The organism is Butyrivibrio sp. DSM 10294, assembly GCF_028539135.1.
In the GTDB taxonomy this organism is placed as follows: Bacteria; Bacillota; Clostridia; order Lachnospirales; family Lachnospiraceae; genus Butyrivibrio.
In genome coordinates this window covers 445,892-458,085 of record NZ_JANSWL010000088.1, presented here as the reverse complement: position 1 = coordinate 458,085, position 12,194 = coordinate 445,892, and the positions used below count along the sequence as shown (strand labels likewise).

The following is a 12,194-nucleotide window of genomic DNA, read 5'->3' as shown; positions in this document are numbered from 1 at the left end:
AGGAAAGGAATACAATATTATGATACATCCTTCATATGTTGATCTTATGAAAGTAGTTAACAAGGGAGTTGAAGAGGGTGAGGAGCCTGTAATCAGCTCAAGATATTCAGTAGTTATGGCTACTGCCAAGAGAGCAAGACAGCTTATCGCAGGTGATGAGCCTATGGTAAGAGTTAAGGATAAGCAGAAGCCTCTTTCAATCGCAGTAGACGAGATGAACCAGGATACTCTCAGAATCCTTACAGATGAGGAGAGAGAAACACTTGTTACTGAGAACGAAGACGTTACCGTAGAGGAATCAGTAGAAGAATAATTTATGAGAATATTATTTGTGTCACTGGGATGTGACAAAAACAGAGTAGATACCGAGGTAATGCTTGGAATGCTGGCAGACCGCGGCTACGAATTTACAGATGACGAGGAAGAAGCGGAAGCAGCAGTTGTTAACACCTGCTGCTTTATCAATGATGCGAAGGAAGAGAGCATCAATACAATTTTGGAACTCTCAGAGAGAAGGAAGGCAGGACAGCTTAAGGCACTCATCGTGACCGGTTGTCTTGCTCAGAGATACAAGGAAGAGATCCAGACTGAGATTCCCGAAGTGGATGAGATCCTTGGAATTTCATCTACTGATAAGATTCTTGAAGCACTTGATGAGACTATCAAGAGAGATGAGCTTTTTTCTCACAAGAATTATTTCGATGATATCAACAGGAAGCCTGTGGGAGGCCTTAAGAGAGTCATTACCACAGGAGGTCTATTTAATTATCTCAAGATTGCAGAAGGGTGTGACAAGCATTGCACCTATTGCATAATCCCCAAGGTTAGAGGCAATTACAGAAGTGTACCTATGGAGCAACTGCTGGAGGATGCTAGGAATCTGGCTGCTCAGGGAATTACCGAGCTTCTTATTGTGGCTCAGGAGACAACTTTATACGGAACAGACCTCTATGGGGAGAAAAAACTGCCGGAGCTTCTTCACAAGCTATGCGAGATAGAGGGCTTTAGATGGATTAGGATCCTGTATTGCTACCCTGAGGAGATCAATGAGGAGCTGATCCAGACAATAAAGAATGAACCTAAGATTTGCAAGTACCTGGATATTCCCATTCAGTCAGGTTCTGACTGGGTGCTCAAAAAGATGGGAAGGCGCACTAACAACGCAGAGATCAGGGCTCTGGTTCAGCATCTGAGAGAAGAAATTCCCGATATCTGTATAAGGACCACACTTATCAGTGGATTCCCCGGGGAAACGGCAGAAGATCATAATCAGACCATGGAGCTTGTAAGGGACCTTAAGTTTGACAGACTGGGAGTATTTACTTATTCACAGGAGGAAGATACTCCGGCTGCTACAATGCCGAATCAGGTGTCTGAAAGGGTTAAAGTAACCCGCAGAAACAAGCTTATGAAGCTTCAGCAGAAGATTGCCTTTGAAGCTGCGGAGAAGATGGTGGGAAAAGTTGTTGATGCTGTCATAGAAGGCAGGATCATGGACACCGAATATGACGATGGGCTGTCCTATGTGGCAAGGACCTATAAGGATGCCCCGGATATCGATGGATATCTTTTTGTGAGTGGTGTTCAGAGAGAGCTTATGACAGGTGATTACGTGAAGGTTCGTATTACAGGATCTAACGAATATGATTTAATAGGGGAGATGGAAGAATGAATTTACCGAACAAGTTAACAGTAGCCAGAGTTATTATGATTCCGTTTTTTGTATTTTTTCTGTTATTCAGACCTGCGCAGGAGTCCACTGTAGAACTTTTTAAATGGATTGCCCTTGCAATTTTCATAATTGCCAGCCTCACAGATATGCTTGATGGCAAGATTGCAAGAAAATATAACCTTATCACTGATTTCGGTAAATTTATGGATCCTTTGGCAGACAAGCTACTTGTGTGCAGTGCTATGATCGCACTTATAGAGCTTGACCGCATTCCTGCCTGGATTGTTATCATCATTATCGCCAGAGAGTTCGTTATAAGCGGTTTCAGACTTATCGCCGCAGACAACGGAAGAGTAATAGCAGCAAGCTATTGGGGCAAGTTTAAGACAACCTTCCAGATGATCATGGTCATTCTTATGATCGCCAATCTTGGAATTCCCGCTGTGCAGATCCTTACCCAGGTTATCATGTGGATCGCTCTGGCCCTGACCGTTGTTTCACTTGTCGATTATCTCGTGAAGAACAAAGATGTTATGAGCGGTGAGATGTGAGCGATATGCGGATACGAAGTTTCAAGTACGAATGCTTGCATGCAGTTACTTGAAACCTCGTAGACGTAAAGTACATGAGGAAGTAGCACGATAGTGCGGATTCCGAATGTACGTAGCGATTCGAGAGCGTAAGCGAAGAATCGCGTATATCGCGTAGTAAATTATAGTTATTGTTTTAGAAGTAAGAGAGTTTTATGAGTAAAGATTTAGAATTATTTGAAGAAGTAGAAGAAGTAAAAAAAGAAAGCAAGAAGAAAGAAGAAGCTAAGATAAGATATGACGAGTCCGGCCTTGATGAGAGAATCATCAGAGCTGTTACTGAGATGGGATTTGAATACATGTCACCCATCCAGAAGGCTGCTATTCCTGTTATGATGGAAGGCAAGGACCTTATAGGACAGGCCCAGACCGGAACCGGCAAGACAGCAGCATTCGGAATTCCGCTCCTTCAGAGCATAGATTCCGAGAATAAGCACCTGCAGGCGGTTGTACTTTGCCCTACAAGAGAGCTTGCAATGCAGGCAGCCGATGATATCAGAGATTTTGCAAAATATATGCATGGAATCAAAGTCCTGGCTGTATACGGCGGACAGGATATTTCAAGGCAGATAAGAGCATTATCTGCCGGAGTTCAGATTGTTGTAGGAACTCCCGGACGTGTTATGGATCACATGAGACGTCACACAATGAAGATGAAGGATGTTAAGGTTCTTGTCCTTGATGAGGCGGATGAGATGCTTGACATGGGCTTTAGAGAAGATATCGAGACTATTCTTCAGGGAATGCCTGAAGAGAGACAGACTGCTCTTTTCTCAGCTACAATGCCCGAACCTATTCTTAAGATCACAAGAACCTATCAGAAGGATGCTGAATACATCAAGATGACTCCCAGGGAGATCACCGTTGCCGCCATCGAGCAGGCATATTACAGAGTTCCCCAGAAGATGAAGGAAGAGGTCCTCTGCAGACTTATGGATTATTATGATCCTGCAAGAAGCCTTATTTTCTGCAATACCAAGAAAATGGTAGACCAGCTCACAGAGAGCCTTAAGGGCAAGGGTTATCTTGCCGACGGACTCCACGGAGATCTGTCACAGAACCAGAGAGATACAGTTATGAATCTCTTCAGAAATGGCAGGATCAACATCCTTATCGCTACTGACGTAGCTGCAAGAGGTATTGATGTCAGCGGTGTTGAGGCAGTATTTAACTTCGATATCCCTGAGGATATTGAATATTATGTACACAGAATCGGAAGAACAGGACGTGCCGGCAGAAGCGGCAGATCCTTTACTCTGGTAGGCGGCAGAGAGATGTACAAGCTTCGTGACATCGAGAGAATCTGCCATACCAGGATTGAGGAGAGAAGAGTTCCTTCCGCTAAAGAGATTACAAGAGCCAAATCCCAGAAGGTATTTGCGGAAGTAATCGATATTATTGAGAATGGCGATATCGCATCAACTCTTGAGTTCGTCAATCAGAAGATTGAAGAGGGCGAGTATACTGCAGAGCAGCTTGCTGCCGGATTCATGAAGCTCAAGATGGGCGCAGACCTTGAAGATCTTGTTCTGTTTGAAAAGAGCGACAGAAGAAGGAGAGATTCCAAGGACGGTGGCGATAGAAGAAACGGACGTCGCTCCGGTGACGGCCGCAAGAACTCAGATGGGCGCAGAAGCCGCGACGGACGTCGTTTAGAAGAGGGCCGCAAGAACCGGGATGGAAGGAAGTCGTCAGAGGATCGTGAAGGACGTAAGGGGCGCGATAGTCGTAAGAATTCTGAGGACCGCAAGGATCGCAGGAGCCGCAAGGACCAGGGCCAGCGCTTTAACAAAAAGAACGACAGATATCAGGAGAAGCAGGTAAGTTCTTCTGAGGAAGTATTCCAGAAACCTCGCAGAAAGCAAAAACCTGATGGATCACAGGCTGTAAATACAGGACTTGACGTCAGCCTTATTGAGAGCATCAAGGCTGACAGAAAGAAAGCTGAGAGCAAGAACGGCAACAAATCTGAGAATCACGCAGATTATTCCAAGAAGAGCAGAGCTTCTCAGAACAAAAAAGCTGATGGCTTCGAGAACGTAGGAAGAATCAACATAAAGGGTGAGGGACAGACCAAGGCCTGGTATGTGGGCCAGGACTCCGACACCATGAATGTCAGCAAGGCCGAGAAGAAGGCCATTAAGCAGGAAAATAAAAAAAGAAGTCTTGATTATCTTCAGGATGTCAGCGATCTTGTAATGGAGAGCTTTGGCAGAAGAAAGAACAAGGAGAAATAATGACCAAATCAAAGGGGAATGATTCTGGGAAACACAAACTGTTTGTTATGAGTAAGGCTTTCAGAGCCAAGATTTTTAACATGGTTAGTGTGGGCGTCATTGATGAACCTATCAACAGGTTCTATGACGTTATCAGTATCATTGCCCTTTTGCTTAATCTTTTTTGCGCATTTGCGGTTACTTTTGACAATATGATGGAGCGGTATGGTAAGCTCCTTCTTGTTATTGAGGCAATTACCACCTTTTTCTTTGCAGTGGATTATGTACTGCGTCTCATCACAGCTAATGAACTGTATCCCAAGGAGACAGAAAAAGGTGCTATTGTCCGATATGTCTTTTCCTTTACCGGATTAATAGATCTGTTATCGTTTTTACCCTATTATCTACCGGTATTTTTCCCGGCGGGGACGGCAGTTTTCAGAATGTTCAGGATTGCCAGGATTCTTCGTCTTTTCAGAATCAATTCCTATTATGACCAAATGAATGTTATCACCGAGATCCTTAGCCGCAAAAAGCAGCAGCTCATGGCTTCGGTATTTATTATCCTCATACTTATGATGGGATCAAGCCTGTGTATGTATAGTGTTGAGCATGAGGCTCAGCCTGAGGTATTCCAAAACGCCTTTTCAGGAATCTGGTGGTCAGCATCGACACTTCTAACTGTGGGATATGGAGATATTTATCCTGTGACAACCCTGGGTAAGATCCTCGGAATATTCATTGCATTTCTTGGAGTCGGCATGGTTGCCATACCTACAGGTATTATTTCTGCCGGCTTCGTTGAACAATATCAGAGACTTAAGTCCATTGGCGACTTCACAGAGGAAGAGAATATTCATTTTATCAGAGTCAAACTCTCTGCAGGAGACAGATGGACCGGTAAGAAGATTGTAGACCTGGGCCTTCCTAAGGACGTTATGATCGTAGCCATACAAAGAGTCAAAGAGACCATTATTCCCAGAGGGGATACGGTACTTAATCCCGGTGATCTCATAGTTATGTGTGCTGAGAAGACCAAGGATGTTCAGCCTGTGGAGATAAAAGAAATCGTGATAAATGAAGGCCATTCCTGGAATGGTACTGCGATAAGAGATATCGATATTTCCAGACAGAGCTTCATCTTCATGGTAAGAAGAAACGGTAAAGCGATGGTTCCAAAGGGAGGGCTAACGATCAAGGCCGGAGACACAGTCTTGTTATATGGCAAGCATGTACAAAACGAAAATGTATAGGAGCTACCTGATAAGTTATGGAAAAATACTTTGAAAATTCAACAAAAGAGGAAGTACTGAATCGCACTGAGCTTTTCGTCCTTGATATGGACGGAACCTTTTATCTGGAAAATGACATTTTGGACGGCGCTCTTGATTTCCTTGACAGTGTAGAAAGATCAGGTAAGAAATACATGTTTTTTACCAACAACTCATCCCAGTCATCGGCTGCTTATATTGATAAGCTGGCGAAGATGAACTGCCATATTTCAAAGGATATGATCATGACCTCCGGAGATGTGATGATCCGCTACCTTAATAGTTTTTATAAGGGGAAAAGTGTGTATCTTCTCGGGACACCGTCCCTGTATGAAACCTTCAGAGAAGGCGGGATCAATCTTTTTCAGCCAGAGGTAGATGAAATGGATGGATTTGTTCCTGCGGATACCGCCAATATTCCGGATATAGTTGTGGTGGCTTTTGATAAGACACTTAATTACAACAGACTTACCAATGCTTGTACTTATATCAGAAATGGTGCTACTTTCCTTTCGACTCACCTGGATATTAATTGTCCAATGAAGGGCGGATTTATTATTGACTGCGGAGCAATTTGCGCAGCCATAGAGCTCTCCACCGGCAAGAAGCCCAAGTATGTGGGGAAGCCTTTTAACGAAACTGTGGAGATGATCGTAGATGCCACAGGCATGGATAAGGATAAGATTGCATTTGTGGGCGACAGAATATATACGGATGTTGCCACAGGCGTAAACAACGGAGCTATCGGTGTTCTTGTTATGACAGGAGAGACGAAGCTCATGGATATACCCGGTTCCGAGGTGAAGCCGGACGTGGTTTATGATTCCATCAAGGAGATGGGAGAAATGCTCAGAAAGAGATTTTGACTAAAATCTTGAAAATTGAGCACAAAGACTTTTTTACGGTGGACACTTCATTTTTTTGTTAATAAAATATTCGTATATTGAGACAAAAAATATCAAATGGAGGTTATTTGAGATGAAGATAGCACTTATAAATGAAAACAGCCAGGCAGCCAAGAATGAGATGATCTACGGAGCACTCAAGAAGGTTGCTGACAAGCATGGCTTTGAGGTTTTTAACTACGGAATGTATTCAGCTGAGGACAAGGCACAGCTTACCTATGTACAGAATGGTATTCTTGCCTGCGTTCTTCTTAACTCAGGCGCTGTTGATTACGTTATCACAGGTTGCGGAACAGGTGAGGGCGCAATGCTTGCCTGCAACAGCTTCCCCGGAGTTATCTGCGGACATGTTACAGATCCTCTTGATGCTTATACTTTTGCACAGATCAACGATGGTAATGCAATTTCCATGAACTTCGCACTTAAGTCAGGCTGGGGCGCAGAGCTTAACCTTGAGTACACTTTTGAGAAGCTGTTCTCAGAGGAGAGCGGACAGGGATATCCCAGAGAGCGAGCAGTTCTTGAGCAGCGCAACAAGAAGATCCTTGATGAGGTTAAGAAGGTTACTTACAATCAGGACGTTGTTGACATTCTCAACAAGCTTGACAGAGACCTGGTTAAGGGCGCACTTTCAGGAGAGCATTTCCTTGAGTACTTCGATGCAAATGCCAAGGATGAGCGCATCAAAGAGGCTGTTCACGAGCTTTTGAAATAATCTTTTACCGAATAAATCAGGTGATGAAACGTGTGGGACTACTTTTGCGGTTCCACACGTTTTTTCTCTTTTTATATAAGAATTTTCGTGCTATACTTTAGCTTGTGTGAGCATTTTTGGCACAGGATTTTAGTAATTAATGGCAGTTTTTGCCTTTGTTTTAAGAGGGATGGTTTTTAGTTTTGGGTTACAGAAAAGATAATGTTTATAGCTCTACCATGGGAAGGGGCTATAATTCAAGAAAAAGAAGAGGAAAAAGAAGAAAGAAACTCGATTACAGAATGGCAGCCGTTATAACCGGTGCTTCTGCGGTTGTGATAGCGGTTGGTCTTACAATATACAGTCATTTGCCTTTTGTTAAGGTTAATAATGCGATTGCCGCAGGCAACAAGTACACTGAATCAGCTAACTATGAGGCTGCAATTGAATCCTATGAGAAGGCGATTGCGATTGACCCTAAGTCTGTGGCTGCATATTCCAATCTGGCAGGAGCGTACTTAAGCCTTGATAATACTGAGGCCGCCAAGACAACTCTCTATGACGGATTCAAAAATACAGAGAATGAGCTGCTTCTTAAGGACTATCACACAGTTATAATGAATGAAGCCATAAGTGAGATGAATAGTGCATCAGCAAGTTTTGACACGGTTGAGAAACTTGTCAGTGTTTTGGAAGAAAACGGTGATAACGCAGATGCGATTGAACTCCTCAGTGCTGCTTATGAGAGATGCTTTAATGATTCTTATAATTATGACGTCAATGCACTTTTCAGAGGGGATAAATGCACAAATACCGGTGACAGAACAGGTTCTTTTGATAAGTACGCTGAGCTTGTAAGACGTATGATAACGGTTTATGCCGGCCACAATTCAGAGGAACTTAAGAACGTTATTTTGAAATATGCAGTGCCATATTCTGAGTCTTTTACCATAGGTATGGAAGATGCTTCTTCTTATAATTCACTGCTGGATGAAGTGATATCTTCAGTTGGAAGCTCTCAGGATATTGATTCGGTTAAGGCGTGTCTTACCAATGCTTTTGACGTTCAGAATATTTTCGCAGATATATTTGTTCAGCTTGATGTTGGCAATGTGGATGAACTCAGAGACTTCGTGGTTTCTGATGAGTATCTTGCTCTCAGGGATGTTTTCCTTAATAATCAGGAGACTCCTCAGGAGAATACCACCTATGTTTCCATCAGCAGAGAAGCCATTATCATCAACAAAAATGAGGATGGTTACAGCTATAGATTTTTGAACTTTGAGGAGAATCCTGATACCAAGGGTGTCATCACCTTGTGGGCTAATTTCTTTGAGGACGACGGTGTTCAGAGAAATTCCATTTCCTATGAGCCTGCTGCAATTGACGGTAACTTGTATCCTCACACCAAGTATTCTGTTACATACTTACTTAGCTATATAACATCCGGCAAATCCACCAAGGTAGCCAAGATGAATTACAGGCTGGATACCACCATCACCTATGAGGATGGAACCACCGAGGAGACCATCGTAGGGGACTGGGGCGGCGATAATGAGTGGATAATGGATATCGACACCATAGAATCAAGAATCAGAGCATAACGGGAATATACATGAATCTGGATAAATCGGAACCTAAGTGCATAATCATATCGGCAGGGCATTTCGTGCCAATGGAGATACCTATTGGCGAGGAAGACCTTGTCATAGCCTGCGATGCAGGGTATCTCTACGCTGAGCAGCTTGGGATATTGCCTGACCTTATCGTTGGGGACTTTGATTCCTTAAGTCAAGCCGGGCCGGCGGCAGTCAGGAGTCTACAGGAGATTGCTGAGAGCGATCCGGACAGAATTGTGAAACTTGATGTCAGAAAGGATGACACCGATACGATTAAGGCTGTTAAAATTGCTTTTTCCAAGGGGTATAGGAAGTTTATGCTATACGGATGCCTTGGAGGGAGCAGAATAGACCACAGTCTTGCCAATATTCAGACCCTTCTTTTTATCAAGCATCACGGCGGTAACGGATACATTATGGAAGAGAACCGGATAGTTCTGATCGCCGAGAACGAAACTATAAGATTCCACAGAGGAAACAGCGGAATGATATCTGTTTTTTCTGTTTCGGAGATTTCAAGGGGTGTAACACTTCGTGGCCTTATGTACACAATGGAAAATGGGGAACTTGGTAACGATTTTCCTCTTGGAGTCAGCAATGAATTCATTATCGATGAAGAGGCAGAGATTACTGTGAGAGAAGGGACACTTCTTATCACTGCAGAGATGTAACTCTGACCGAATATGACAGTTAGGCCGGGAGGCCAAGGAGGAGCAAAATGTTAAAACAGATTTCTATCTACGCTGAGAACAAAAAGGGATGTCTTCAGAACATCACCGGTATTCTTGGGGCAAACAACATCAACATCTTAGGTTCCGTAACCAATGATTCCGCAGAGTATGGAATTATCAGAATGGTTGTATCAGATCCTGAGAAATGTCTTGAAGTGCTCAAGGAAAAAGAGTACATCTGCAAAACCACTCCGGTGCTTGCTATAGAGTGTCCCGATGAAGTAGGAGCTCTTGATAAGATTCTTAAGACTCTTTACGGCAGCAATATCAACGTAAATTACACTTATCTTTCTTTTAACAGAGAATCCGGTGCTCCTATCATGGTAATGCATACCGATGATACCAAGCAGGTTGAAAATATTCTTATCAACAAGGGATACAAGTGCCTTTGATTATAGCTTTTTTAGAAATATAAAGGTTTTGTTAAATACTTGTCATATTGCCCTGATATTGTGTATACTATGCAAGGACGAATATTTAACGCCCGGAAGCCCGGGCTTTATAAAATGGAGGATATAAATAATGAGAGGTTCTAAACCTACAGTTCTTTTAATTCTTGATGGATACGGACTTAACGATAACGCTGAGGGAAATGCCATTGCTATGGCTAACACCCCTGTAATGGACGGCCTTATGAAGGATTACCCTTTTGTTAAGGGCTATGCCAGCGGACTTGCAGTAGGACTTCCTGACGGACAGATGGGTAACTCAGAGGTTGGCCACATGAACATGGGTGCCGGCAGAATTGTTTATCAGGAGCTTACAAGAATCACCAAGTCCATTGAGGACGGCGATTTCTTCACTAACGAAGGTCTTATGGCAGCAATCAATAACTGCAAGGCCAAGAATTCAGCTCTTCATATGTACGGTCTTGTTTCAGACGGCGGTGTTCACAGCCACATCACACATATTTACGGACTTTTAGAGCTGGCTAAGAAGAACGGCCTTGATAAGGTATATGTTCACTGCTTCCTTGACGGAAGAGATACTCCTCCGGAGAGCGGAATTGATTTCGTACAGCAGCTCGAGGACAAGATGAAGGAGCTTGGCGTAGGTCAGATTGCAACAATTTCCGGTCGTTACTACGCTATGGACAGAGATAACAACTACGATCGTGTAGAGTATGCATACAACGCACTTACCAAGGGCGAGGGCAACAAGGCTAACAGCGCTCATGAGTGCATGGAGCAGAGCTACAAGGACGGCAAGACTGATGAGTTTGTAATTCCTACAGTAATTATGAAGAACGGTGCTCCTGTAGCAACTATCAAGGATGGCGATTCAATCATTTTCTATAACTTCCGTCCTGACAGAGCAAGAGAGATCACACATTGCTTCTGCGATGATGAGTTTGATAAGTTTAACAGGGGTAAGAGACTTGATGTAACTTATGTTTGCTTCACAGATTATGATCCTCTTATTCCTAACAAGGAGGTTGCTTTCAAGAAGGTTCTTCTTAACAATACCTTCGGTGAGTGGCTTGCAGCAAAGGGAATGAAGCAGGCAAGAATTGCTGAGACAGAGAAGTATGCTCATGTAACCTTCTTCTTTAACGGTGGTGTTGAGCAGCCTAACGAGGGCGAGGACAGAGTTCTTGTTAACAGCCCTAAGGATGTTCCTACCTATGACCTCAAGCCTCAGATGAGCGCTCCTGAAGTATGCGAGAAGATTCTCGATGCAATCAACTCTCAGAAGTATGATGTAGTTGTTGCTAACTTTGCTAACCCTGACATGGTAGGACATACAGGTGTTATTCCTGCAGCGGTCAAGGCTATCGAGACCGTTGATGAGTGCGTTGGCAAGATTGTTGATGCTATCAAGGCAGTCAACGGAACCATGTTTATCTGCGCTGACCACGGTAATGCAGATATGATGATCGATTATGAGACAGGCGAGCCTTGGACAGCTCATACAACCAATCCTGTTCCGTTCATCCTTGTTAACTATGATCCTGCATATACACTTAAGGAAGGCGGATGCCTTGCTGACATCATTCCTACACTTATCGAGTGCATGGGTGAAGAGAAGCCTGCCGAGATGACCGGTCAGAGCCTTCTTATTAAAAAATAATATGGATTTTTTATCGTAAATTGACTAATCGTATCAATATATGGTATTATGTATTAGTTAGATAAAGCGATAATAATCTGGGAGGTTAATTTCGTGAAAGTATTGTCAATAGTTATCGGTGTGGTATTCATGTTAGTTTGTGCTGCTTTAGTAGTTCTTGTGCTTGCACAGGAAGGAAAGAGCCAGGGTCTTGGAGCAATCCAGGGAACAGTTGAGAATACATATTGGGGCAAGAACAAGGGCCGTTCAAGAGAGGGCGTTCTCAAGACAGTTACAATTGTTTTGTCATTCGCTTTCGTTATCCTTGCAATCGTGCTTAATATGATGGCTTGATCAATAGCACCGGGATACATATGTATTTTTAAGGCACTCTTTTTACAGAGTGCCTTTTCTTTACTTTAATTTTGAGAGGTAATGATGAGTAAA

The 12,194-nt window shown here is 43.3% G+C and carries 12 protein-coding genes; all 12 read left to right on the top strand.

Translation table 11 applies throughout. The features are described 5' to 3' along the window. Positions 1-19 precede the first annotated feature (19 nt). The 12 genes from rpoZ to secG all read left to right on the top strand — a co-directional run bounded on the left by rpoZ (position 20) and on the right by secG (position 12,101). Positions 20-313, top strand: a complete 294-nt coding sequence (gene rpoZ, locus NXH67_RS18010; RefSeq protein WP_022778929.1) for a DNA-directed RNA polymerase subunit omega — start codon at positions 20-22, stop codon at positions 311-313. 3 nt (positions 314-316) lie between these two features. Then, positions 317-1,672: a 30S ribosomal protein S12 methylthiotransferase RimO gene (gene rimO / locus NXH67_RS18005; protein WP_272798256.1), complete on the top strand. Its 1,356-nt coding sequence runs from the start codon at positions 317-319 to the stop codon at positions 1,670-1,672. Next, on the top strand, positions 1,669-2,223 hold the full coding sequence (gene pgsA / locus NXH67_RS18000; protein WP_272798255.1) for a CDP-diacylglycerol--glycerol-3-phosphate 3-phosphatidyltransferase: 555 nt from the start codon (positions 1,669-1,671) through the stop codon (positions 2,221-2,223). Before rimO ends, pgsA begins: the two co-directional genes overlap by 4 nt. 194 nt (positions 2,224-2,417) lie before the next feature. Continuing rightward, positions 2,418-4,499, top strand: a complete 2,082-nt coding sequence (locus NXH67_RS18345; RefSeq protein WP_330676773.1) for a DEAD/DEAH box helicase — start codon at positions 2,418-2,420, stop codon at positions 4,497-4,499. After that, positions 4,499-5,731 carry an ion transporter gene (locus NXH67_RS18410; protein WP_272798254.1) on the top strand — a complete coding sequence of 411 codons (1,233 nt, stop codon included), beginning with the start codon at positions 4,499-4,501 and terminating at the stop codon, positions 5,729-5,731. Before NXH67_RS18345 ends, NXH67_RS18410 begins: the two co-directional genes overlap by 1 nt. Positions 5,732-5,748: 17 nt before the next feature. Beyond that, positions 5,749-6,615 carry an HAD-IIA family hydrolase gene (locus NXH67_RS17985; RefSeq protein ID WP_272798253.1) on the top strand — a complete coding sequence of 289 codons (867 nt, stop codon included), beginning with the start codon at positions 5,749-5,751 and terminating at the stop codon, positions 6,613-6,615. A 112-nt stretch (positions 6,616-6,727) separates the two neighbouring features. Further along, positions 6,728-7,369, top strand: a complete 642-nt coding sequence (locus tag NXH67_RS17980; RefSeq protein WP_272798252.1) for an RpiB/LacA/LacB family sugar-phosphate isomerase — start codon at positions 6,728-6,730, stop codon at positions 7,367-7,369. Positions 7,370-7,551: 182 nt separating this feature from the next. Then, complete coding sequence (locus NXH67_RS17975) at positions 7,552-8,952, top strand: tetratricopeptide repeat protein (RefSeq protein WP_272798251.1); 1,401 nt, start codon at positions 7,552-7,554, stop codon at positions 8,950-8,952. Positions 8,953-8,963: 11 nt separating this feature from the next. Further along, on the top strand, positions 8,964-9,638 hold the full coding sequence (locus NXH67_RS17970; RefSeq protein ID WP_272798250.1) for a thiamine diphosphokinase: 675 nt from the start codon (positions 8,964-8,966) through the stop codon (positions 9,636-9,638). Positions 9,639-9,685: 47 nt separating this feature from the next. Further along, positions 9,686-10,090, top strand: a complete 405-nt coding sequence (locus tag NXH67_RS17965) for an acetolactate synthase (protein WP_022778938.1) — start codon at positions 9,686-9,688, stop codon at positions 10,088-10,090. Between the two features lie 130 nt (positions 10,091-10,220). Then, positions 10,221-11,768, top strand: coding sequence for a 2,3-bisphosphoglycerate-independent phosphoglycerate mutase (gpmI, locus tag NXH67_RS17960; RefSeq protein WP_272798249.1), 1,548 nt, complete (start codon positions 10,221-10,223; stop codon positions 11,766-11,768). Between the two features lie 93 nt (positions 11,769-11,861). Continuing rightward, positions 11,862-12,101: a preprotein translocase subunit SecG gene (gene secG, locus NXH67_RS17955; RefSeq protein ID WP_022778940.1), complete on the top strand. Its 240-nt coding sequence runs from the start codon at positions 11,862-11,864 to the stop codon at positions 12,099-12,101. Positions 12,102-12,194: the final 93 nt, after the last annotated feature.